The sequence below is a fragment of the Actinomadura sp. 6N118 genome, from assembly GCF_044326415.1.
In the GTDB taxonomy this organism is placed as follows: domain Bacteria; phylum Actinomycetota; class Actinomycetes; order Streptosporangiales; family Streptosporangiaceae; genus Spirillospora.
Genome location: NZ_JBIRAZ010000031.1, coordinates 80177 through 101995 on the forward strand (window position 1 = coordinate 80177; position 21819 = coordinate 101995).

General features: G+C 68.9%; 23 protein-coding genes. 15 read left to right on the plus strand and 8 right to left on the minus strand.

Annotated elements, in window-relative coordinates:
• Positions 1 to 76: 76 nt before the first annotated feature.
• On the minus strand, positions 77 to 1237 hold the full coding sequence (locus ACH34W_RS48955; RefSeq protein ID WP_395968132.1) for a methyltransferase: 1161 nt from the start codon (positions 1235 to 1237) through the stop codon (positions 77 to 79).
• A complete protein-coding gene (locus ACH34W_RS48960) occupies positions 1234 to 2100 on the minus strand; it encodes a helix-turn-helix domain-containing protein (protein WP_395968133.1) in 867 nt (288 codons plus the stop codon). The genes ACH34W_RS48955 and ACH34W_RS48960 overlap by 4 nt, the downstream gene beginning before the upstream one ends.
• Positions 2101 to 2440: 340 nt before the next feature.
• Here ACH34W_RS48960 and ACH34W_RS48965 point away from each other — a divergent pair, with 340 nt between their 5' ends.
• Together ACH34W_RS48965 and ACH34W_RS48970 are read left to right on the plus strand one after the other, a co-directional pair.
• Complete coding sequence (locus tag ACH34W_RS48965) at positions 2441 to 3931, plus strand: MFS transporter (protein WP_395968134.1); 1491 nt, start codon at positions 2441 to 2443, stop codon at positions 3929 to 3931.
• A gap of 2 nt (positions 3932 to 3933) precedes the next feature.
• Positions 3934 to 4719 carry an SDR family NAD(P)-dependent oxidoreductase gene (locus ACH34W_RS48970; RefSeq protein ID WP_395968135.1) on the plus strand — a complete coding sequence of 262 codons (786 nt, stop codon included), beginning with the start codon at positions 3934 to 3936 and terminating at the stop codon, positions 4717 to 4719.
• A gap of 109 nt (positions 4720 to 4828) precedes the next feature.
• Here ACH34W_RS48970 and ACH34W_RS48975 read toward each other — a convergent pair whose 3' ends face one another.
• Positions 4829 to 5194 carry a nuclear transport factor 2 family protein gene (locus ACH34W_RS48975; protein WP_395968136.1) on the minus strand — a complete coding sequence of 122 codons (366 nt, stop codon included), beginning with the start codon at positions 5192 to 5194 and terminating at the stop codon, positions 4829 to 4831.
• Positions 5195 to 5321: 127 nt separating this feature from the next.
• On the opposite strand from ACH34W_RS48975, the gene ACH34W_RS48980 reads away from it, so the two are divergent.
• From ACH34W_RS48980 to dnaN, 4 genes are all read left to right on the plus strand, one after another.
• The gene (locus ACH34W_RS48980; RefSeq protein ID WP_395968137.1) at positions 5322 to 6383 is read left to right on the plus strand and encodes a multidrug resistance efflux transporter family protein; all 1062 of its coding nucleotides are present in this window, start codon (positions 5322 to 5324) and stop codon (positions 6381 to 6383) included.
• Between the two features lie 149 nt (positions 6384 to 6532).
• Positions 6533 to 8035 carry an AlkA N-terminal domain-containing protein gene (locus tag ACH34W_RS48985; RefSeq protein WP_395968138.1) on the plus strand — a complete coding sequence of 501 codons (1503 nt, stop codon included), beginning with the start codon at positions 6533 to 6535 and terminating at the stop codon, positions 8033 to 8035.
• 17 nt (positions 8036 to 8052) lie between these two features.
• Positions 8053 to 8592 carry a methylated-DNA--[protein]-cysteine S-methyltransferase gene (locus ACH34W_RS48990; RefSeq protein ID WP_395968139.1) on the plus strand — a complete coding sequence of 180 codons (540 nt, stop codon included), beginning with the start codon at positions 8053 to 8055 and terminating at the stop codon, positions 8590 to 8592.
• 337 nt (positions 8593 to 8929) lie between these two features.
• Positions 8930 to 10087, plus strand: a complete 1158-nt coding sequence (dnaN, locus tag ACH34W_RS48995) for a DNA polymerase III subunit beta (RefSeq protein WP_395968169.1) — start codon at positions 8930 to 8932, stop codon at positions 10085 to 10087.
• Positions 10088 to 10222: 135 nt separating this feature from the next.
• Here the strand turns inward: dnaN and ACH34W_RS49000 are convergent, their stop codons facing one another.
• Positions 10223 to 11260, minus strand: coding sequence for a hypothetical protein (locus ACH34W_RS49000; protein ID WP_395968140.1), 1038 nt, complete (start codon positions 11258 to 11260; stop codon positions 10223 to 10225).
• Between the two features lie 138 nt (positions 11261 to 11398).
• Entirely contained in the window at positions 11399 to 11962 is a 564-nt protein-coding gene (locus tag ACH34W_RS49005) for a helix-turn-helix domain-containing protein (protein WP_395968141.1), read from the minus strand.
• An 83-nt stretch (positions 11963 to 12045) separates the two neighbouring features.
• On the opposite strand from ACH34W_RS49005, the gene ACH34W_RS49010 reads away from it, so the two are divergent.
• The 7 genes from ACH34W_RS49010 to ACH34W_RS49040 all read left to right on the plus strand — a co-directional run bounded on the left by ACH34W_RS49010 (position 12046) and on the right by ACH34W_RS49040 (position 18399).
• Positions 12046 to 12741, plus strand: a complete 696-nt coding sequence (locus tag ACH34W_RS49010; RefSeq protein ID WP_395968142.1) for a B3/4 domain-containing protein — start codon at positions 12046 to 12048, stop codon at positions 12739 to 12741.
• Positions 12741 to 13604 carry an EamA family transporter gene (locus tag ACH34W_RS49015; RefSeq protein ID WP_395968143.1) on the plus strand — a complete coding sequence of 288 codons (864 nt, stop codon included), beginning with the start codon at positions 12741 to 12743 and terminating at the stop codon, positions 13602 to 13604. The genes ACH34W_RS49010 and ACH34W_RS49015 overlap by 1 nt, the downstream gene beginning before the upstream one ends.
• Before the next feature lie 159 nt (positions 13605 to 13763).
• On the plus strand, positions 13764 to 14315 hold the full coding sequence (locus ACH34W_RS49020) for a snapalysin family zinc-dependent metalloprotease (protein WP_395968144.1): 552 nt from the start codon (positions 13764 to 13766) through the stop codon (positions 14313 to 14315).
• A 331-nt stretch (positions 14316 to 14646) separates the two neighbouring features.
• Positions 14647 to 15168: a GntR family transcriptional regulator gene (locus tag ACH34W_RS49025; protein WP_395968170.1), complete on the plus strand. Its 522-nt coding sequence runs from the start codon at positions 14647 to 14649 to the stop codon at positions 15166 to 15168.
• A gap of 42 nt (positions 15169 to 15210) precedes the next feature.
• Complete coding sequence (locus ACH34W_RS49030) at positions 15211 to 15882, plus strand: GntR family transcriptional regulator (protein WP_395968145.1); 672 nt, start codon at positions 15211 to 15213, stop codon at positions 15880 to 15882.
• A gap of 69 nt (positions 15883 to 15951) precedes the next feature.
• The gene (locus ACH34W_RS49035) at positions 15952 to 16170 is read left to right on the plus strand and encodes a hypothetical protein (RefSeq protein ID WP_395968146.1); all 219 of its coding nucleotides are present in this window, start codon (positions 15952 to 15954) and stop codon (positions 16168 to 16170) included.
• Between the two features lie 180 nt (positions 16171 to 16350).
• Positions 16351 to 18399: a pectinesterase family protein gene (locus ACH34W_RS49040; RefSeq protein WP_395968147.1), complete on the plus strand. Its 2049-nt coding sequence runs from the start codon at positions 16351 to 16353 to the stop codon at positions 18397 to 18399.
• Positions 18400 to 18582: 183 nt separating this feature from the next.
• Here the strand turns inward: ACH34W_RS49040 and ACH34W_RS49045 are convergent, their stop codons facing one another.
• Positions 18583 to 18732: a DUF4282 domain-containing protein gene (locus ACH34W_RS49045; RefSeq protein WP_395968148.1), complete on the minus strand. Its 150-nt coding sequence runs from the start codon at positions 18730 to 18732 to the stop codon at positions 18583 to 18585.
• Between the two features lie 403 nt (positions 18733 to 19135).
• Between ACH34W_RS49045 and ACH34W_RS49050 the strand changes: the two genes are divergently transcribed.
• On the plus strand, positions 19136 to 19642 hold the full coding sequence (locus tag ACH34W_RS49050) for a hypothetical protein (RefSeq protein WP_395968149.1): 507 nt from the start codon (positions 19136 to 19138) through the stop codon (positions 19640 to 19642).
• 12 nt (positions 19643 to 19654) lie between these two features.
• Here the strand turns inward: ACH34W_RS49050 and ACH34W_RS49055 are convergent, their stop codons facing one another.
• Both ACH34W_RS49055 and ACH34W_RS49060 read right to left on the minus strand, forming a co-directional pair.
• Complete coding sequence (locus ACH34W_RS49055; RefSeq protein WP_395968150.1) at positions 19655 to 20065, minus strand: hypothetical protein; 411 nt, start codon at positions 20063 to 20065, stop codon at positions 19655 to 19657.
• Positions 20062 to 20367 (minus strand): hypothetical protein, encoded by a 306-nt coding sequence (locus ACH34W_RS49060; protein ID WP_395968151.1) that lies wholly within the window; start codon positions 20365 to 20367, stop codon positions 20062 to 20064. Before ACH34W_RS49060 ends, ACH34W_RS49055 begins: the two co-directional genes overlap by 4 nt.
• 152 nt (positions 20368 to 20519) lie before the next feature.
• Here ACH34W_RS49060 and ACH34W_RS49065 point away from each other — a divergent pair, with 152 nt between their 5' ends.
• The gene (locus ACH34W_RS49065) at positions 20520 to 21758 is read left to right on the plus strand and encodes a helix-turn-helix domain-containing protein (RefSeq protein WP_395968152.1); all 1239 of its coding nucleotides are present in this window, start codon (positions 20520 to 20522) and stop codon (positions 21756 to 21758) included.
• The last annotated feature ends 61 nt before the right edge of the window (positions 21759 to 21819 follow it).

Sequence of the window (21819 nt, forward strand, 5' to 3'; positions counted from 1 at the left end):
CCTCCGTGATTAATAAATGACCGTTCATTTACTATAGCTTCCATGGGAAGGCATGGGCAATCGGGCGTTCGATGACTCAGCGGGGCGCGAGGCGCCAGAGGGACGTGACCTCGGCAGCGCGGGCCTCGTGCAACGGGTCGCCAGAGTCCGCGGCGCGCGGGTGCCGAGGTTTGATGTCCATCCGGTCGAGCACGTGGAGCCCGGCCGTCTCGAACGCGTCGAGCAGCTCGGCCCGCGTGCGCAGCCCGAGGTGCTCGGCCAGGTCGGAGAGGATCAACCAGCCCTCGCCGCCTGGTTCGAGATGGTGGGTCAGGCCGTCCAGAAAGCCTCGCAACATCTGGCTGCCCGGGTCGTACACCGCGTACTCCAGCGGAGAGCTCGGGCGCCCGGGCAGCCAGGGCGGGTTGCACACCACCAGCGGCGCACGGCCCGGCGGGAAGAGGTCCGCCTCGATCACCTCGACCTGGCCTGCCAGGCCGAGCCGTGTGATGTTCTCGCGTGCGCAGGTCAGGGCGCGCTGGTCCTGGTCGGTGGCCACGACCCGTTCGACACCGCGTCGCGCCAGCACCGCCGCGAGCACGCCGGTGCCCGTACCGATGTCGAACGCGACGGAGCCCGGCGGAAGCGGCGCCGTCGCGACCAGATCCACGTACTCGCCTCTGACCGGCGAGAACACGCCGTAGTGCGGGTGGATCCGATCGCCGCCGAGCGCCGGGATCGGCACGCCCTTCTTCCGCCACTCGTGCGCGCCGATGAGCCCCTGCAACTCGCGCAACGACGTCACGTACGGCTCGTTCGCCTCCCCGTACGCCTCCAGGCAGGCCTGCTCGACGTCCGGGGCCCGGCGCAGGGAGATCTTGTGGCCGGCCTCGACCGGGATCAGCACCATGCCCAGCGTCCGGGCTCGCTGTGCCTGCGCCTGGCGATGCAGGTGGAACGCCTGGACCTGCGAAGACGCCTCATCCTCGCCCTTGCCTTTGCGCTTGCGGCGGTCTGCACGGCGAGGCGTACGGTCGGCGCGGCGCGTCATGGCCTGGAGGAGCTGCCGCGCGTTCTGGAAGTCGCCCCGCCACAACAGTGCGGTGCCCTCGCAGGCCAGGCGGTACGCGTCGTCGGCCTTGGTCGTGTCGTCGGCGATCACCACGCGACGCGGCGGTGCCGCCCCGTTCTCCGAACGCCAGCGAGCCGAACGGGCCACCCCGTCCTCGACCCACTCGATGAGCTGTGGTTCGTTCATGCCGACCTCGCCAGGTCCGAGCTCGAACTCCGGGTCGAGGTCGTGGCGAGCCGATCGAGCTTGTGCTCGTACTCCGAGCCGGGCTCCGCCGCGTACATCATGAGGCGGCTCAGATCCGGATCGCCAGGCAGATGCAAGGTCTCGAACGGCAGGACGAGCAGCCCGACCTCGGGGTGGACGATCCGTGCCTCGCCGTGGGTCAGTTCGATGACGCGGTGCTCGTCCCACAGCCGCCGGAAGTCGTCGCTGCGCGCAAGAAGAGAGTCGATCAGGGCACGCAGGCGCGCGTCGTCCGGGTCCTGTCCGGCTCGCAGGCGGAGGTAGGCCACGTTCCGGCAGGCCACCGGCAGCCAATTGTCGGCCAACCGGCTCCGGTAGCCGCCGTTGAGATGGATTTGATGCGTCCACGTGCGTTCGTCCGGAGGCACCTCGGCCAAGTCGACGAAGATCTCGGCGGTGAGGCGGTTCCAGGCGACCACGTTGGTGTGGTGCCCGACGACGTACGCGGGGGCGTGCGTGATCGAGTCGAGGAGATGCTGGAGCGGCGGGCGCAGCCGCGGCGGATCCTGCCGGTGGTCGGTGCGCGGCGGGTGGGCGAGGCGGTGCAGGTGGGCGTGCTCGTCACCGTTGAGCCGCAGTGCCCGGGAGATCGCATCGATGATCTCGGCGGAGACGTTGTCGGCGTTCCCCTGCTCCAGCCGGACGTAATAGGCGACGCTCACCCCGGCGAGCTGGGCCAGCTCCTCACGACGCAGCCCAGGGACCCGCCGGCGACCGCCGTACGAGCGCAGCCCCACCTCGTCGGGCTGCAACCGAGCCCGCCGGGACTTGAGGAATTCCCCCAGATCGTTCCCCTGCGCCATGACAGCCGAGCGTATCCGGAGCCCGAGCCGCCACGGACCGCCGAGGGTGCCGTGGCCGGTGCCGGGCAGGGATTGCCGAGGGTGCCGTGGCCGGTGCCGGGCAGGGATTGCCGAGGGTGCCGTAGCCGGTGCCGGGCACGGATCACCGAGGGTGCCGTAGCCGGTGCCAGGTACGGATTGCCGAGGGTGCCGTAGCCGGTGGCGGGCACGGATCGCCGAGGGTGCCATTGGCAGTGGTAGGCACCGCGGGCGTACGAACGAGCGAGGCCTGGGTGGACGAGGCGCGCTGGCGGATCGTGGACGCGTTCGATCAAGACGATCCCCTTGGAAGAGGCGCTCCATGGCTACTCTGACCGGCGTCGCGGCACCTGCCCCGACGCGGATGACCTCGCGGCACAGGCTGATCCTGGTCTTGCTGCTCGGCGTGCAGTTCATGCTCGCCATCGACTTCTCGATCTTGAACGTGGCGTTGCCGATCGTGGGTGAGGGGCTGGGCTTCGGGCTCGGCTCGCTCCAGTGGATCGCGACCGCCTTCGCGCTGCCCGCCGCTGGGTTCACGCTCCTCTTCGGCCGCGTGGCGGACCTTTTCGGGCGGCGGCGCATGTTGCTCACCGGAATGGGACTGCTGGCGCTCGGCTCGCTCATCGGCGGGCTGGCCACCTCCCCAGCGCTGTTGCTGACTGGACGGGTGATGCAGGGATTGGCCACGGCCATCGCGACCCCGGCGGCCCTGTCGTTGATCACCACGTCCTTTCCGGAGGGGCCGCTGCGCAACCGGGCGCTCGGGCTCAGCGGGGCGCTGATGTCGGCCGGGTTCACGGCGGGCGCGGTGCTGGGCGGCGTGCTCACCGACCTGCTGAGCTGGCGCTGGGCGTTCCTGATCAACGTGCCGATCGCCGTGTTCGTGCTGGTGGCGGCGCCTCTCGTGATTACTGAAGCCAGCCGCGTGATTACTGAAGCCAGCCGTGCAGTTACTGAAGCCAGCCCTGTGATGGCTGAAGCCAGTCCTGCGATCGGGGAGAGTCGTGTCGCGCGGGGCACGCGGCTGGATGTGCCAGGCGCGATCACCGTCACCGGCGGGCTGCTGGCGCTCGTGTACGGCATCACGGCCGCTGGGTCGCAGGGTTGGTCCGACCCGTTCGCGCTGGGCTCCCTCGTGCTCTCGACAGTGCTGCTGGCGGCCTTCTGGATCACCGAACGGCGCGCACCTGCCCCGCTGGTACCGCTGCGCGTCCTCGCTAAGCGCACGGTGACCTGGGGCAACATCGGCGGCTTCATCGCGTTCGCCACCGAGACCTCGCTGGTCTTCCTGATGACGCTCTACCTGCAGCAGGTGCTGGGCTACTCGGCGATGGCCACCGGGCTCGCACTCGGCGTCCTCGGCGCAGGCACGTTCGCGGGCGGCGTCGCCGCTCCCCGGATCATGGCCCGGCTGGGCGGCCGGTGGACCCTTGCCGCCGGGCTGGTCCTCCAGGCGCTGGCGACGGCGGCGCTCCTCGGCCTTGGCGAGACCCGGAGCGGGCTGCCGCTGATGCTGGCCGCGACCGCGATCGGCGGCTTCGGCAACCTCGTCGCCATCGTGGCCTTCATGGGCACCGCCACCTCCGGCCTGCCAGACGGCGAACAGGGGCTGGCCACCGGGCTCGCGACCATGACCCAGCAGGTCGCCATCACCCTCGGCATCCCGGTGATGAGCGCCATCGCCACCGCGGGCGACCGCTCGGTCCTTGGTGGTGTCCACACCGCGACACTCGTCAACGCCGCCGTCGCCCTCGCGGGTGCCGCACTGATGGCGGTCTTCCTTCCCCGCCGCGCGATCGCAGAGGACTGATCATGGACCTCGAACTCACCGGCAAGGTCTACCTTGTCACCGGCGCCTCGGCGGGCATAGGCGAGGCCACCGCCCGGCTGCTGGCAGGCGAGGGCGCGCACGTCGTCGGCGTCGCCCGTGACGTCGCTGCCCTCGGTGAACTGGGCGAACGCGTGACCGGAGTCGCCGCCGACCTCACCGACCCCGCGGCGGCTCAGCGGATCGTCGACGCGGCGCTCGACCGGCACGGACGTCTCGACGGGCTCGTCAACAACGCGGGCGCGCTGAACTCGCGCATCGGCTTCCTCGATGTCACCGACGAGCAGTGGCACGCCACGTTCGAGCTGAACTTCCACGCCGCCGTACGGATGGCGCGGGCCGCACTCCCGGCCCTCATCGACCAGGGCGCCGGAAGCCTCGTCCACCTGTCGAGCGAGGCGGGCCGGTTCCCTGACACGCCGCTGGTCGACTACGCGGCGACCAAGACGGCGTTGTTGTCGGTGTCCAAGACGCTGGCGGGGGAGTTCGGCCGCTGCGGCATCCGTTCCAACGTCGTCTCGCCGGGCCCGACCCGCACGCGGCTGTGGGACGCACCGGGTGGCTTCGCCGAGCAACTCGCTGAGCAGTATGACCTGCCTGTCGAGCAGGCCATCGAACGCTTCGTCCGGGACGAGCGGAAGCTGCCCACCGGGCGGCTCGGCAGGCCGGAGGACGTGGCCCGCGTCATCGCCTACCTGCTGTCGCCGCTCGCCACTCAGGTGACTGGCGCCGAGTGGGCGGTCGACGGCGGCGCCTTGCGCCAGATCTGATCCGGCGCCTTGCGCCAGATCTGGTCTGTGCCACGCGGCTGCCGCCGACCTGCACAACCGCGTGCTGCAGCGGGACTACCGGATCGTCTCCGCCGTCACGCGCGGGTGGTCACGAGGGGATCTTGTCGAGGAAGCCGTGCACCGTGTCGATCCGGCCGTCCTCGGCGAAGACCGCCACGTCGAAGCCGACCACCACGGCCTCCGCGTTCGCCGGGCCGAGTTCCCAGGTGAAGCGGGCAAGGTCGTGGTGGGCGTCGACGTCCCCGGCGAGCCGGAAGACGAAGTCCGGGAACTGCTGCTGCACGGCGGCGATGGTCGCGTCGAGGGCGTCGCGTCCCTCGACCGTCACGAGCGGGTCGGTGTACGCGGCGTTCTCGGTCCACACCTCGTCGATGGCGGCCCTGCGGACGGCGGCGTCCTTCTCGTTCCAGATGTCGATGTAGCGCTGGGCTTGCTTCTGTGCGTCGTGGTTCATGGCCTCTACGGTGCCGAGTGCGGGCGATAAAGGCGATTACCTGCGAGGTCATGGGATTTGCCCCAGTAGTCTCTGCCGAGACCAAGCGGGACGTGGACCTGGACGGGGATAGGGGCGGGGGCGGGCAGTGGCGAACGTGGCGATGGTGAGCGCGGGTTCGTGGGTCCGGTCGGGCAGGCACGCGGCGGCACGGCGGCGTGCGCCAGGCGGAGCGGCCCCGGCCGCTGTCGGCATCGGGCTCCTGGGAGCGCTGTTCTTCTCGTCCTCGTTCATCGCCAACCGGCTCATGGCCGTGGACGGCGGCGCGTGGGAGTGGAGCGCATCGTTGCGCTTTCTGCTGTCCCTGCCGGTGTTCTTCGTCATCGTGGTGGCCCGGCCTCGCAGTGGCGGGCTCCTGCCGGTGCTGCGGGCCCTGCGCGCGCAGCCAGGCCGGTGGACGCTGTGGAGCACGGTGGGCTTCGGGCTCTTCTACGCGCCGCTGTGCATGGCCGCGACGACGGCTCCGGGCTGGATGGTGGCGGCGACCTGGCAGGTGACGATCATCTGCGGGATGTTCCTGGCGCCGTTCCTCTACATGCGAGGCGATCATCGGCGCCGCATCCCGGCCAAGGGAGTCGCACTCTCCGGGCTCATCCTGGGCGGCGTCTTCCTCACCCAGCTCGGCGGCGAAGGGCGGCTGTCGTGGGCCGTCGCCGGCGGCGTCCTCGCGGTGCTGATCGCCGCCGTCGCCTACCCGGTGGGCAACCGCAGAACGATGGAGCTCGCCGGTGACAGCCTCGACACGTTCCAGCGGCTGCTCGCGATGTCGATCGCAAGCCTCCCGTTCTGGCTCGTGCTCGGACTGGCAGGCGGCCTACGCGCAGGCCTGCCCTCATCCAGCCAACTCACCGGCACGACGGTCGTGGCGATCTGCTCCGGAGTGATCGCGACGTCGCTGTTCTTCGCGGCGACCCAGCAGGTACGCGACAACCCCCTGCGCCTCGCAGCAGTGGAGGCGACCCAAGCAGCCGAAGTGGTCTTCGTGGCGCTGCTGGAGCCAGTGATCCTGTCCGCCGAGCCCCCAGGCGCAGCCGCCTGGGCCGGCATCCTGGCAATCACCGTGGGCGTGGCCCTCTACGCCTTCGCAAGCCACCCAACCCCGAAGCCGCCGAAGCCCCGAAAGCCTCCGAAGCTCACCAAAGCTCACTAAGCCTCCGAAGCTCACGAAGCCCCCTAAGCCCCCCGAGGCTTCCCTCCACAACCTCCGCTCCCTAGACGCCACTCAAGGCCCGCCTGGGGCCCGAGGATGATGTCGGATTTTCGCTAGTGGGAGGGGGCGGCCTCGGTAATGCTTGAGGCATGCATGAGGATGTTGAGCGGTGCGTACGGGCGGTCCAGTCCAAGGACGCGCGCTTCGACGGGTGGTTCTTCACTGCGGTCGTGACCACGGGGATCTACTGCCGGCCGAGTTGCCCGGTCGTCCCGCCGAAGCCCGAGAACATGCGCTTCCACCCGAGCGCGGCGGCCGCTCAGCAGGCCGGATTCCGGGCTTGTAAGCGGTGCCGGCCCGATGCCAGCCCCGGTTCACCGCAGTGGAACGAGCGTGCCGACGTCGTGGCTCGTGCCATGCGGCTGATCGCGGACGGTGTGGTGGACCGGGAGGGTGTGCCTGGCTTGGCCTCTCACCTTGGATACAGCACCCGCCAGATCGAACGGCAACTCCAGGCCGAGCTGGGCGCAGGGCCACTGGCTCTGGCCAGGGCCCAGCGTGCCCAGACCGCGCGGCTCCTCATCGAGACGAGCGCCCTGCCGATGGGGGATGTCGCGTTCGCCGCCGGATTCGCCAGCATCCGCGCGTTCAACGACACCGTCCGCGAGGTCTTCGCGCTCACCCCGACCCAGCTGCGCGACCGCGTGGCTCGGGGCCACCGGGCCGTCACGGCTCCGGAGGAGGCGAAGGCGGGGGCGTCGGTGGCGACTCTGTCGCTGCGGCTTCCGTTCCGGGCTCCGTTGTGTCCGGACAATCTTTTCGGCCACCTCGCGGCGACCAGTGTTCCGGGCGTGGAGGAGTGGCGGGACGGCGCGTACCGCCGCACGCTTCGGCTGCCGAACGGGCACGGGATCGTCACCCTGCGCCCTCAGCCGGATCATGTGGCCTGCACGTTGTCGTTGACCGACGTACGCGACCTGACGATCGCGATCAGCCGGTGCCGGCGCATGCTCGACCTGGACGCCGATCCCGTCGCGGTCGACGACCTGCTGCGTACTGATCCGGTGCTCGCGCCGCTCGTCGACAAGGCTCCGGGCCGACGGGTGCCGCGTACGGTCGACGCGGAGGAATTCGCCGTACGGGCGGTGCTCGGGCAGCAGGTGTCGACGGCGGCCGCGCGCACGCATGCTGGACGGCTGGTGATCGCACACGGCCAGCCGGTCGTAGATCCGGACGGCGGTCTCACCCATTTGTTCCCCGACTCTGCTGCCTTGGCGGAGCTTGATCCGGCACAGCTGGCCTTTCCACAGACGCGCCGTACGACGCTCACCACGCTGGTGGAAGCGTTGGCGGCCGGTGAGATCGATTTGGGCGTCGGCAGTGACTGGACCGAAGCCCGGAACCGGCTCGCCGCCCTGCCCGGGGTCGGACCCTGGACCATCGAGACGATCGCCATGCGCGCGCTCGGCGACCCCGACGCCTTCATCCCCGGCGACCTCGGCGTCCGTGTGGCGGCCCGCGAACTCGGGCTCCCCGCCACACCGGCGGCGCTCACCAAACACTCCGCGTCCTGGCGTCCCTGGCGGGCGTACGCGGTGCAGTACCTGTGGGCGACCGGCGATCACGCCATCAACCGGCTGCCCGCCGCCTGACCGACGAGAGGACCGAGATGATGATTTCGAACGCCGGGCACCGTACGCACGCGGTGATGGAGAGTCCCTACGGCCCGCTGACCATGGTGGCGACCGACGGCGTGCTCTCCGGGCTCTACATGAACCTCCAGCGGCACCGTCCCGCGGAGGAGGTCTTCGGCGACCGGGAGCCTGATTGCCGCACGCCACCGTTCGGCCAGGTCGTGGAGCAGTTGGAGGCCTACTTCGCGGGTGAACTCACGGACTTCGAGCTGCCGCTGGCTCTGCACGGCACGCCGTTCCAGCGCACGGTCTGGGAGGCTCTCCAAGAGATCCCGTACGGCGAGACGATCTCGTACGGGCAACTCGCCCTGCAGATCGGCAAGCCGTCCGCCTCCCGCGCCGTCGGGCTGGCGAACGGCAAGAACCCGATCAGCATCATCGTTCCGTGCCACCGCGTCGTGGGCTCCAGCGGCAGCCTCACCGGTTACGGCGGCGGTCTGGAGCGCAAGCGCCGCCTGCTCGACTTCGAGCACGGCGTCCGCACCGTCGAAGATCCCACGACGACGCTGTTTTGATCTTTAGTCGCGAGTCCGGCGTACGGCCTTGCCTGGCGGCTCGGCCTGACCGGACTTGTGGGCGAACGCTGCATCGCTTCGCGATCTTCCGCGCGATCTTCCGCCGGAGCTTCGCCTTCGGCGCTTGCTCCGTCGTCAGACCTTCGGTCGCGCTCGCGGTGCTCGCACTTGCGGTGGTCGCACCTGCGGTGGTCGGGGTCGTCGCATGGTCCTGCTCCCCGGCTGAGCTGCTCCCGCCTCTGGCGCTGTTCTCAGGCGGATTCCGGGGCGGGGCCGTTTTGTCCCTGGCTGCGACTAACGTTCGTGTTGCAGGCGTGAGTTGAGGGGACGCGACATGGTGGAGTTCCGGGTCGAACGGCAGACGCTCGCCGAGGCGGTGGCCTGGGCGGCGCGCACGTTGCCCGCCCGGCCCGCGCTGCCCGTCCTGGCCGGGATGCTCATCGAGGCCACGGCCGACGGCGGGCTCATCATGGCCGGATTCGACTACGAGGTCTCGGCCCGCGCCCAGGTGGAGGCCAATGTCGCCGAGCCGGGCCGCGTTCTCGTGCCGGGCCGGTTGCTCGCCGAGATCGTACGGAACCTTCCTCCACAGCCTGTGGATTTCTCGACCAAGGGCGCGGAGGTCGTGGTCCGCTGCGGCAGCGTCGAGTTCGGGCTGCAGATGATGCCGGTCGAGGACTACCCGACGCTGCCGACCCCGCCAGGGCAGGCGGGCACCATGCCGGGTGACCTGTTCGCCGAGGCCGTCATGCAGGTCACGCCCGCCTCGGGCCGGGACGACACGCTCCCCATGCTGACCGGCGTCCGCATCGACTTCGAGGGCGACACGATGTGGCTCGCCTGCACCGACCGCTACCGGATCGCCGCCCGCGAGCTGACCTGGTCACCGTCGAGCCCCGATTTCGCCGCCGGGATCGTCGTCCCCGCCCGCACGCTCGCCGACACGGCCAGGTCCATCCGGGCTGGGGACGAGGTCATGATCGGGCTGTCGGGCAGCGGCGACACCCTGATCGGTGTCGAGAGCGGCGGCCGGAGCATGACCACCCGGCTGCTGGACGAGCAGTACATCAACTACCGCAGCCGCCTCACGGGCGACTGGACCACCGAGGCTCGCGTACGTACGGCGCCGTTCGCCGAGGCCCTCAAGCGGGTGGCGCTGGTCACCGAGCGCAACACCCCCGTCCGCCTTGCCTTCTCCGCGGACGAGGTGCAGATCCGGGCCGCCTCCGGCGACGCCGCCCGCGCCAACGAGTCCCTGCCGGGCAGCCTGACCGGCGATGAGATCGACATCGCCTTCAGCCCCCAATACCTGCTCGACGGCCTCGCCGGCGTCCACACCGAGTTCGCTCGCCTCCAGTGCACGGGCCCCACCAAGGCCGCGCTCCTCAGCGCCATCCCCGACCCCGAAGGGGACGAAGCCGACACCGCCCCTCTGGACACTGACGAAGACACGGGCTTCCGCTACCTGGTCATGCCCGTCCGTCTCACCAGCTGACACGAGGTAGCCGCTCACCAGTGACCGCCTGATCAGCTGACCGCCTGGTGGTTGGAGTTTGCGCTGGTACGGACTCGTACTGCGACGGACTCGTAGCCGTACGGACTCGTACTGGACGGACTCGCACTGGTGGGGTCAGTCGCTGGACTGGGCGCTGATCGTGGAGTCGGTGTCCACGGCGGTGGCACGTACCACCTGGTGGGAGCCGACCATGCAGACGCCGTCCGGCACCGAGGCGGACGCCAGCCAGACGGTGCTGTCGCCCATGGGCTGCGGCGAGGTGGTCACGGTCCAGCGGTGGCCGTCGTAGTGGGCGAGTTCGCCGTGGCCGCCCGCGACCCAGACGTCGTCGGGGGCGGTCGCCGTGATCGTGTTGGCCGCCGTGATCGGGGCCTTGACGCGCTTCCACTTCCGGCCGTTCCACTGCAGAACGCGATCACGACCGACGGCCCACGCCTCGTCCGGCGTGATCGCGATCACGTCGGTGAGCGGGAAGCGCGTCGATGGCGCGGGCACGCGCGTCCAGGCTCGCCCGTCGTAGTGCGTGATCAGCCCGGACCGGTCGTCGGCACCGACCGCCCATACGTCGTCGGGGCCGGTTGCGGACACCGCGAGCAGCTTGCCCTTTGGGATCTGCGGCATCGTCACGGCCTGCCAGTCCGTGCCGGACCAGTGCAGGGCGACCGGCCCCGCCGCGCCCCAGGGGAAGCCGTGGCCGACCGCCCAGGCTCCGACGCCCGCGGCCGTCACGTCCGTGAGCACATAGTCGCTGGCGGGCTCGGGGGCGGCCGATGCGGACCAGGACGAACCGTTCCAATGCCGGATGAGCGGGACCTCGGTGCCGCCCAGCCGGTCGTAGCCGCCGCCCACCGCGATGGCCCGCACGGGGCCAGAGGTCAGCGCGATGCCCTGAATGCCGGCGCCGACGAGCGCGGCCTCCGGCTCGGGACCGGGCGGGACGACCCATGAAGATCCGTCCCAGCGGGCGAGCAACGGCTGCTGGTCCGCGTGGCCGGCGACCCAGATGTCGGTCGGCGACGCGGCGGCCACGGCGGCCAGGAGATGCGGCGCCTCGGCGACGGCCGGGTCGATGGTCTGCCAGGTGGTCCCACCGGGGAGGACCATTACCGCGCTCTGCACCCGGGCGCGGTCATGGGTCTCTGGTCGGTTCACCGTTCATTGCCCCTTTGGGGTGAGACGACACCTTTCGAGCGGGATCATCGACCGTCGAAGGGGTTGTTGACAAGCGTCCGCACAATTCCGCAACGAATGGATGGGGATGGTGTGTTCCATCGTCACCGGCACTTCAGGTCACGGGTCCAGTACGGCGAGTGTGAAGCGCACGTCAGCGGCCGTCTCGTTGCCGTACGCATGCGGTCTGTCACCGACGAACACGGCGGCCGTCCCAGCGGCCAGCGTGTCCGCGTGACCGTCTACGTTCAGAGTGAGTATTCCCTCCTGAACGTGGATGAGTTCCTTGGTGCCAGGGATATGGGCCTCGCTTTCCCTGAGCTCGCCGGGTCTCAGGAGCCAGTCCCATAGTTCCAGGGATGGACGCGGGTCGCTGCCCGCAAGCAGGGTTCCGGTGCCGCCGTCCGGGCCTCGCCACAGCACGACGTGCCTGTCCGGTGGGAACAGCCGTACGAGCGGCTCGTCCCGCACTTGGACGAGATGTGTCAGGGACACCCCGAGCGCGTCCGAGACCCGGATCAGCGTGCTGAGATTGGGGTTGCCGCGGCCCTGCTCCAGGCCGACCAGCACTCCCTTGCTCACGCCGGCGCGCGCCGCGAGTTCGTCGAGGCTCCAGCCGTGGCGGCCACGCAGGGTCCGCACGGTCCTGGCCACGGCCTCGCCGATCTGTTCCTGCTCGCTCACGCTGCCTCCTGTCCGGGCCCAGATTAGAGGCAGCGGACGCGTGGTCGTTATAGTGTCCTCGGTAGTCCACTAAAATGACCGCGTTGCCGATCGATGGAGGGACGCACGTGCTGGATCAGATCGTCGTTGACCGGGCCGTACGGGAGTTGCGCCCGGACTTCGCGGTGCTCGCCATCACGGCCGAGGGACTCGCGAACGGGCCGAGCGACGACACCGCGTTCGACTGGCTGGCCGTCGCCGGCGAACGGTCGCGCGACGCGCAAGAGCACCCCCACGTGCTCGCCTGGCGCGAGGCCTACCAGGCTTTCGGTGCCAAGCCGAAGCGGACCCGGCCCTCCGTCGACGCCCTGATCCGCCGGGCCGACTCCCTGCCCGCGATCAACAAGGTCGTCGACGCCTACAACGCGGTCAGCGTCGAGTACGTCCTGCCGATCGGCGGCGAGGACCTCGACGGCTACTCCGGCGCGGCCCGCCTGGTCCGTGCGACCGGCGACGAGGCGTTCGACGTCATCGCCAGCGGCGAGCCGGCCGTGGAGCACCCGGCGCCGGGCGAGGTGGTCTGGCGCGACGACGAAGGCGTCACCTGCAGGCGGTGGAACTGGCGGCAGTGCGTCCGTACGCGCGTCACCGAGGACACCAAGAACGTCCTCTTCCTCCTGGAACGCCTCGAGCCGTACCCGCTCGACCGGCTCCGCGAGGCGGGCGACGACCTGGTGGCCCGGCTGCGCGTGATCTCACCGGACGTCCGGATCCGGAGCCGGCTGATCGGCGCCGAGTGATGGTGACCGTTCTCGCCCTGGGAGCGGCCCTCTCCTACGGCGTCGCCGACTTCCTCGGCGGCGCCGTCGCCCGGCGTTCAACCGCGCTCAAGGCACTGCTCTGGTGCGTGCCCACCGGCCTGGCATTCGTCGTGATCGCGACCCTGCTCACCGGCGGCACGCCGTCCTTTCCCTCCATGGCGTGGGGATTCGGAGCCGGAGTGGCCGGCGGAACGGGCCTGATCACGTTCTACCGCGCGCTGGCGCAGGGCCCGATGAGCGTCGTCGCCCCGGTCTCCGCGCTGACCGCGTCCCTCCTGCCAGTCGGAGTCGGCCTGCTGCGCGGCGAACGGCTCGACGCCACCGTCCTCCTCGGCGTGCTGCTCTGCCTGGTCGCGATCGGCCTGGTGAGCATGGAGGAGAACGGCGAGGACCGCCAAGCAGCCACCAACTGGCTGGACAACGGTCCCGTCATGGCGGGGCTGTCCGGGGCCTGCTTCGGCGTCTTCTTCATCCTCCTCAAAGAAGCAGGTGACGGCTCGGGCCTCTGGCCGCTCGTCGCCGCCAGAACAGGCAACCTCGTCGTGATCCTCGCGGCGTTCCTGCTCCTCACCCGGCTGCGCCCCGACACCGGCCCCAAGGTCTCGGGCCGCCTCATGATCGGCCTGGCCCTGCTCTCGGGCGCCCTCGACGCCGGGGCCAACGCGCTCTACTTCCTCGCGGTCCAGGACGGGATGCTCAGCCTCGCCGCCGTTCTCACCTCGCTCTACCCGGCGATCACGGTCCTGATGGCGAGGATCGCCTACAGCGAGCGCCTCCGCGCCGTACAGCAGATCGGCCTCGCCATCGCCGCGGCAGGAGTCGCCCTCGTCACCGTCGGCTGATCGCTGACCATGCCTGACTCGGGAACCTGACAGAGATCCCGCGTCTTTTGTGACACATCACACCACTTGTTGGGCCAAATCGTCACAAATACGCTCAGGCCAGCTTGACCCGGGTCCTACCGCAGTGCAGCTCCTTACGGCCCAGAGGAGGCCCCCCGCATGCTGCGACGCAAAGGCGCGCGAGCCCTGATCGGCACCGCCGCCATCACCCTCACCCTGTCCATCACCCCGGCGGCCAGCTCCGCCGCGCTGCTGGCCACCACCCTCTACTACGACGACAGTCAGGCGGCGGAGTTCAAGAGCGCCGTCGCCGCCGGCGCCCAGGCGTGGAACTCCACCGTCACCAACGTCCGCATCCAGAAGGCCCCCGCCGGCCGCCGCGCCGAGATCGTGGTCATCGCCGACAACGGCTGGCCGCGAGCCCAGCTGGGCCCGGTCCGCTCCGGCGGCCGCGTCACGATCTGGTTCGGCCGCCAGGCCGTCACCGACGGCTACAACACCACCCGCATCGCCTCGCACGAGATGGGCCACAGCCTCGGCCTCCCCGATCGCAAGCCCGGCCCGTGCTCGTCCCTGATGTCGGGCTCCACCGGCGGCGTCTCCTGCACCAACGCCCTCCCGAACGCCTCCGAACGAGCCGCCGTAAACCGCACCTACGCCGGCACCAGCGCCCCCGCCACGAGCGGAGGCGTCCTGGTCGACGCCCCCTGACCCGCCAAGTCTCCGTGGGCGAGGCCAGCCCCTCGCCCACGGAGCCCCACCCCACCGCGATCTCGGCCGGACCGGGTTACCCCACGCCGATCGCCCGACCTACCTCACCGCAACGCGCGCTCGCCGACCAGACGCATCAGCGCTGGTTTCTCCAGGTCGGCGTTACCGCGCAGCCACCCCGATGATCTTGCTTGCGTGGGAGTCGCTCGTCGGTCGGTGGCGCAACAGTCTCGGGCCGAGGAAACCTCGGCATGATGAGAAGTCCCAAGCGCGTCCATAATGGTTTTCGCGAGAAGTATGCCAAACCAGTGAGGAGTGCGCTGTGTGGATCGTGAGTTCGCTGCCGTACCTGTCTCCTCGGAGTGAGGGCCAAGTCGATCCCTGGTCTCAGGAAGCAGCACAGCAAGGACGGACTGGCACTCAGCAAATCCGAGAGGTCGTGACCGAGACGCCACCCTCCGAGGTCGCGTCAGCCTTGGAGTTGTCAGAAGGTGCGCCGGCGGTGGTTCGGCGCCGGGCGATGCTGCTGGACGGCCAACCGGTCGAACTGACTGATTCGTGGTATCCCGCCGATATTGCGACAGGCACGGCGCTCGCCGAGTCCGGAAAGATCAAGGGCGGCGCCGTGACGCTGCTGGCCAACCTCGGGTACGCCGTACATGAGGCTCGGGAAGAGATCGAGGTTCGCGGTGCGATGCCGCATGAGGCCGCCGAGCTGATGATGCCTACAGACGCGCCTGTGATCGTTCTACGACGAACGTGCCTGACCACTGCGGGGAAGCCGTTCGAGGCGTCGGTCATGGTGATGGTCCCCGAGGGACGTCGCTTGCGCTACCGATTGATCGCAGGTTGATCGGTGGCACGACGAGCTGACGAGCGTCCGCCATACGAGCAGATGGCGGCAGACATGAGAGCCCGCATCATGGCGGGTGACCTTGAACCGGGGACGAAACTTCCATCGACGGCCCGCCTGGTCGAAGAGTTCGGCGTTGCCAACACCACGGTTCAGAAGGCGTTGGCGGTCCTCAAGGCTGAGGGGTACCTGACCAGCAGGCAGGGCAAGGGCGTGTTCGTCCGCGACCGACAGCCGTTCCGGGTCGAGGTCGGAACCTACTTCGCGCCGGAGCCGGGCGGCTATTCCTATGAACTGCTCGAGGTCGCGGAGGTCGTGCCTCCAGCCGAGGTGGCCAAGGCTTTCGGGCTTGAGAGCTCCGATCGGGTGCAGATGCGCAAGCGGCTGCTCAGACACGGCGGACGGGCGGTAGAAGTCGATTGGTCGTACTACCCGCTGGAACTTGCCCGAGGTACCGCACTGGCCGATCCGCGAAGGATTCGAGGCGGCGCGCCACGCGTGCTGGCCGAGGCGGGATATCCGCAGCGCTACCACATCGACGCGGTTTCGGCTCGAATGCCGACGACGGAGGAAGCTGATCTGTTGTCCCTCCCGAACGTTCCGGTGCTCCGACAGTTCCGAGTCATCTACTCCGATGACGACCGCCTCGTCGAGGTGTCGGTGCTGGTCAAGGGCTCCCACCTATACGAACTGCACTACCGCCTGACTGTCTGACCGCGTCGCCAGCGTTCCCCGTCGTCCTGGCATCACTCTTGACTGCTTATCGCACCAGGCGTTGAACCTATGCCCTCGATCGCCGCTATCTCCTCCACGCCCGACGGCTGGACTGTCCGGCAGGCGGGACCCGTTCGCCTGTGGGACGACATCGAAACGGCCGTCGGTCTGTGGCGTGACGCCGGGAGTCCGTCGCAAGAACGGTTCCGCATCCGCACCGACGGCCGCGTCCACACGGTCTGGCTCGACGCCAGCAACGGGCCGGTCTCGTGGGACTTGACCATCTAGAACAGCGCATCGGATCACCTTTCCCCGGAGCGCATACCGGTCCCCAGTCCTGGGTCTTCTTGGCCGCCAGGCTGGCCTTGACCTGTACGCCGCATTTTCATCTGCGGTAGCGGCAACCTCGCGACCGGTTCGGAACGACTGCAGGGCAGGACCTGCAGATCAACTGAACCGGGATGGCCAATGGGAACCATGTATAACCGCGCGCGGCGCCGACGGCGCGCGTTGGGCCTGACCGTCGGCGTTCTCGTAGCCGCGGCGAGCAGTCTCGCCGTGGCCGGAGCCGTCGGGGAGGCCGGAAGGCGCGGCGACGCGCGGATGGCTGCCGCGGCGGCACCAGCATGGGCCGCCGAGGCCGCCGACGGGTTCGCGTCGGTCAACGCGCGGGGCCAGAACGGCACCTTTGGTGGCCGGAACGGCGCGACCGTGACGGTCCGGACCCTCGCCGACCTGGAGAAGTACGCGACTGCCGCCGCGCCCTATGTCATCGTCGTCGCGGGCACGATCAACATGGCGCCGAAAGGCAAGGAGATCAAGGTCGCCTCGGACAAGACGATCGTGGGCGCCGGCACCGCCGGGCACATTGTGGGAGGCGGCTTCTTCCTAGGCCAGGGCGTCCACAACGTGATCATCCGCAATCTGACGATCCGCGACTCGTACGCGGGAACGTGGAACGACAAGGAGAACGACTGGGACGCCGTCCAGATGGACGGCGCGCATCACGTCTGGATCGACCACAACGATCTCCGGCACATGGCGGACGGCCTGATCGACAGCCGGAAGGACACGACCTACGTCACGGTGTCGTGGAACCGCTTGTCCACCAACAACAAGACGTTCGGCATCGGCTGGACGGAGAACGTCGTCACCGACATCACCATCCACCACAACTGGATCCGCGAGACCGAGCAGCGCAATCCGTCGACCGACAACGCCGCGCACGCGCACCTGTACAACAACTACCTCCAGGACGAGCCCGGCACCGCGATCACCAGTTCGTACGGCGTCTACTCCCGTGGGCGGACCCGGATGCTGCTGGAGAACAGCCACTTCGAAGGTTTGAGAAACCCGGTGATCCGGGACGCGACCGCGTCGCTCGTGCAGCGCGGCAACGTGTTCACCGGTACCACGGGACGCAACGAGAGCGGCGGGACCGCCTTCGACCCGAAGACCTACTACGCCTACAAGCTTGATCCGACCGCTGGCGTCCGGGCGATCGTCAAGGCGGGTGCAGGGCCGCGGGCCTCCATCGGAACGACGCCCAAGGCCTCCGCGGCCACCATGCTCACCGTGGCCAAGGACGGCAGCGGGCAGTACAGCACTGTGCAGGCCGCCGTGGACGCGGTCCCGGCCGGGAACACCTCGCGGGTCGTCATCGCCGTAAAGCCCGGGATCTACCGCGGGACGGTGCGAATCCCGGCGAACAAGCCGCACGTCACGATCCAGGGCACCGGCAAACGCGTCGGGGACGTCGTGATCGTAGAACGGCTGTCGGCCGGGACAGCCAAGCCCGGCGGCGGCACCTACGGCACTGCAGGCAGCGCCACGGTGTCCGCAGAGGCCGACGACTTCCAGGTACGCAGCCTGACCATCTCCAACGACTTCGACGAGGCCGCTCACAAAAACCAGCCGGGCCATCAGGCGGTCGCCCTACGCACAGCAGGCGACAAGGTCATGCTGCAACGCGTCGTCATCACCGGGGACCAGGACACCCTGGAGTTGGAGAGCCCAGCCAAGAACAAGGCCGCGCGCGTCTACATCGACCAGTCCTACATCATCGGCAATGTCGACTTCGTCTTCGGCCGGGCGACCGCGGTCTTCAACCGCTCGGTGTTCACCCTGAAGAAGCGCTGGGACGGCACGTCGGGCGACTACATCACGGCCCCGTCCACCGCCGCCGGAGTCCGGGGCTTCCTGATCACCAACTCGGTCGTGAACGGCGATGTGGCGGCCCGCAGCTTCGCTCTGGGCCGCCCTTGGCACGCAGGCGGCGACGCCTCCCTCGACCCGCAGACCGTCGTCCGCAACACGGCGCTCAGCGACGCGATCAAACCCACGCCGTGGTCGGACATGGGTGGCTTCTCCTGGAAGGACGATCGGTTCGCCGAGTACCGCAACACCGGCCCCGGCGCCGGGGCGGCGAGCGGCAACCGGCCTCAGTTGACCGACGCCCAGGCCTCCGACCATGAGATCGCCGACTGGCTGGACGGATGGACCCCCTCCCCCTCGTAGCCGTCCAGCACGATCATCAATCGCAAAGGCCTCTGAGCTAACGACGCAGCTCAGAGGCCTTTCGGAGGCGGTGGTGGTGTGTTCGCTCGGGACATAGGAAACGCATGTCTCGAGACATAGGAAACTTGTTCCGTCCGTCGTCGAACGCTCGTGAACGCGGGTGAACGTACGCCGGATCATGACCTATTGAGACTGGCCCACAGCCGAGGCTGGACAGGCCGGGCTGGCCGCCGTTCGGAAGCGGAGTAGAACGAACTCGCAGGTGACCCGCACGACGAGCACCCACACGACGCCGATCACGGGCGCGGCGATCATGCCCATGACTCCCCACAACCAGCCGTTGCGGGGCGAGAACCCAGAGGGCCAGCAGGAAGCACCACACGGTCACGGCGATGACGAGCAGACACCCCCGGTAGATCCAGGTGACAACCATGGGCATGGCCAGCGTGTGGAAATGAGTGTCCAACACTGCGGCCACGAGACCTGGTTGATGTGACGTTGGATAGGCGGCGGGGGACAGAGGCATCAACACACTCCGGTACGTCGGTGGAGATGACCATACGACGCTGGTTCTGTCCGCCTCTGACAGGGGTTGTCAGTCTTGGACTGAATGGTGAGAGTGGTGCTGCACACAAGTGAAGAGGGGGTTGAAGTCTCTGTGACGCCAAGAGCAACTGCGCACAATTGGCGGGCTCTCGTTGACTCGTTGGGCCGAGGGTTCGTGACCGTGGCCGCCGTGGCGATCACGTTGGCTCTGACCGGCTGTGCTGATGATGGCAAGGCGGCGCCACCAAGTGCGGTCCCAACAACCTCACCTTCACTTACTCCCGAGAAGGCAGTCAGGGCGGCCTACACTGCGTTCTGGCCCAACACCCTGCGTGCGCTGACAGGACCCACTGAGGAGATCCAGCCAACGCTTGCCCGATACGCGACTGGCGGATACCTGGTCTTCCAGGTCAAGAGCACTAAGGAATCCAAGGAGCTGGGCCGAATCCCCTGGGGATCAGGCCCAGTGGTACGCATCGTCAAAGTTCAGATCACGGCTGGCAAGGCCACCGTGCGGGACTGCCAGGACGCCAGTCAGGCCGGGCTGGCCAACTCCTCCACCAAGCAGTTGATCCCCGGAACACGCGGCACCTCTAGGACCGGCTTCAAGGCCGATCTGGAGCGAGGGAGTGACGGCCAATGGCGGCTCAGCGGATTGAAGCGTGACACTGGCGCATGCTCGCTGCTCCGCGACTGAGTACGACGCGGATCACTGCTTAGCCTCCCGTGGCTGCGGTGGTGGGAAGTCGCGAGCGTCTGGCGGGAGATCCGCCTCCGGGCCGGACGTGGTGAGGTAGTGCACGCGCTTCTCAGTGCCCCGGATCAATTCGGCCGACGTGGCGGGCAAGATGCCGTGCTGCTTGAGGTAGCGGTCGAGAAGCGGCCGGACCGTTCCTAGCGCGTGCCGGAGAGCAAGCGTGGCGGCCATTGGGTGATCACCGCGTAGCCGGAGGGCCGCCTCTTGGTACACGAAGAGTCGTACCACCTCCGCGATCCGCTCGTGGATGCGTTCCCTCGCGCTTTCCTCAAACGCGTCCAGCACGAGCGGCAGAGCATCGATCGGTTTCCGCTTCGGCTCCAACGCATCGGTCACGTCGTGGACGGTCTCCCGCTCCGTCATAGCCGCATCCCCTCCTTGACCTTCTGCGCAGCCGTGGCGGGGTGATCGGCACGCGCGAACGACTCGCGGCCCTGGACGCCGAACCACCAATCGCCCTGGTCGTACCTGCATTCGATGATCAGAGACCAGGAATCCACCACGCGCACGACGCTCAGTACGGGGAAGCCGTCCCGCTCCACGATCACGACCGCTAGACGCTTCTCGGGCGTGAGCGCTTCCAGGAGCCCACGGAGGTAGTTCAAGCGTTCGGTGTGCACGCCTTCCAGGACCTGGAGTAGAGACGGGGGTGGCGGGAAACCCATGCGGCTATCACCTCGCGGGGTTGGCATGTCTGCGGGTCTGACTCTGGGTCGAGCGACACATTTCTGGAGACAGCGTCTCCGCACGGTGCGACGATGAAAGGGGCCAGGCGGGGGGCCAGGGAGGGGCCAGCGGACGCGAGGGAGGGGCCAGGGTGACCAGCGAGCGGCGCAGGCGGTTCGGGGAGTACCTTGCCCGGTTGCGTCTTGCCACCCGCAAGAGTCAGCGGCAGCTCTCGGAGGCCCTATGCCTGATCTCCGGTACGTCGTCCGTGACGCGCAATGAGGTCAGTCGGTGGGAGCGCGGGGGACGTGTGCCGGACGACTGGCTTCCGGTGTTGGCCGTGGCGCTGGGTGTCTCGCTGGAGGAGTTGGAGCGGGCCGCCGCGTATGCACGCGGGGAGACTCTCCCGGACGGCGTCCTGAGCCCCGTGGAGACGCTCGGCTATCTCCTGCCGGATCACGGGGAGAGCTTGGGTCCGCTCGTCAGCGAGCAGGGCCGAAGGGTAGGCCGGTCCGCTGCTGAGGGGCTCGCGTCACGGGCGCATGGGTTGCGTCTGGCAGATGACGTGGTCGCCAGCGGGGACCTTCTCGGCCCTGCGTTCCGCGAGTTGCGGGGAGCGGTCCGCCTGTACCGCGAGACGTCGCACTCTGAGGACACGGGCCGGACCCTGCTGACGGGCATCGGTGAACTCGCGCAGATCGCGGGATGGATCGCCAGCGACGCCGGACAGCACGCGGAAGCCGAACGGGCGTACCGACTGGGAGTGTCCGCCGCGCGGGAAGCGGGAGACCTCTCGCTTGTGGGGAACCTCGCGGGCAGCCTCGCCTATCAGCACTCCAACACCGGCCGCGAAGACGAGGGTGTGAGTCTCGCGCGGGCCGCGCGGGAGGAGGCAGGGGACGAGGCTCCGGGGACGGCGCGTGCGCTCTACTCCGATCGTGTCGCGTGGGCTCACACCATGGCGGGCGACGCTCAGAACGCCATGCGCGCACTCGGGGAGGCCCACGAGGCGCTGACGGACGCGGAGGACAGCACGGGTCCGATCTGGGCCTACTGGGTGTCGCTGGAGGAACTTCAGATCATGGACGCCCGCGTGTACACGGAGCTACACAGGCCGCTCCGCGCCGTCCCGCTGTTGCAAGAGGTGCTCGACCGGTACGACTCCGCGCGGACCCGTGAGCTTGCGCTGTACCTGTCGTGGCTCGTGATCGCACTGGCGGATGCGAACGAGCCGGAGGAGGCTGCAAGCGCTGCGCGCCGCATGCTCGACCTCACGTCGGACTTCCCCAGCGCCCGGACGGCCGAACGGTCCCGCGTCGTGCTCACGAAGCTGGAGGACTTCCGGGACGTGCCGGAGGTACGGGCAGTCCTGGACGAGCACGCCGCATGACTCAACGGACTTAGCCCCGATCATCGCGCGATGGTCGGGGCTTTGTGCTGGTTCGGCGACG

Excerpts from the sequence above, each read along its gene's own strand:
- ACH34W_RS49055 (WP_395968150.1), bottom strand. The coding sequence starts at position 20,065 with ATGACGGAGCGGGAGACCGTCCACGACGTGACCGATGCGTTGGAGCCG.
- ACH34W_RS48975 (WP_395968136.1), bottom strand. The coding sequence starts at position 5,194 with ATGAACCACGACGCACAGAAGCAAGCCCAGCGCTACATCGACATCTGG.
- ACH34W_RS48965 (WP_395968134.1), top strand. The coding sequence starts at position 2,441 with ATGGCTACTCTGACCGGCGTCGCGGCACCTGCCCCGACGCGGATGACC.
- ACH34W_RS49060 (WP_395968151.1), bottom strand. The coding sequence starts at position 20,367 with ATGGGTTTCCCGCCACCCCCGTCTCTACTCCAGGTCCTGGAAGGCGTG.
- ACH34W_RS48970 (WP_395968135.1), top strand. The coding sequence starts at position 3,934 with ATGGACCTCGAACTCACCGGCAAGGTCTACCTTGTCACCGGCGCCTCG.
- ACH34W_RS49015 (WP_395968143.1), top strand. The coding sequence starts at position 12,741 with ATGGTGACCGTTCTCGCCCTGGGAGCGGCCCTCTCCTACGGCGTCGCC.
- ACH34W_RS49020 (WP_395968144.1), top strand. The coding sequence starts at position 13,764 with ATGCTGCGACGCAAAGGCGCGCGAGCCCTGATCGGCACCGCCGCCATC.
- ACH34W_RS49035 (WP_395968146.1), top strand. The coding sequence starts at position 15,952 with ATGCCCTCGATCGCCGCTATCTCCTCCACGCCCGACGGCTGGACTGTC.
- ACH34W_RS48985 (WP_395968138.1), top strand. The coding sequence starts at position 6,533 with ATGCATGAGGATGTTGAGCGGTGCGTACGGGCGGTCCAGTCCAAGGAC.
- ACH34W_RS48960 (WP_395968133.1), bottom strand. The coding sequence starts at position 2,100 with ATGGCGCAGGGGAACGATCTGGGGGAATTCCTCAAGTCCCGGCGGGCT.
- ACH34W_RS49030 (WP_395968145.1), top strand. The coding sequence starts at position 15,211 with ATGGCGGCAGACATGAGAGCCCGCATCATGGCGGGTGACCTTGAACCG.
- ACH34W_RS48990 (WP_395968139.1), top strand. The coding sequence starts at position 8,053 with ATGATGATTTCGAACGCCGGGCACCGTACGCACGCGGTGATGGAGAGT.
- ACH34W_RS49040 (WP_395968147.1), top strand. The coding sequence starts at position 16,351 with ATGGGAACCATGTATAACCGCGCGCGGCGCCGACGGCGCGCGTTGGGC.
- ACH34W_RS48955 (WP_395968132.1), bottom strand. The coding sequence starts at position 1,237 with ATGAACGAACCACAGCTCATCGAGTGGGTCGAGGACGGGGTGGCCCGT.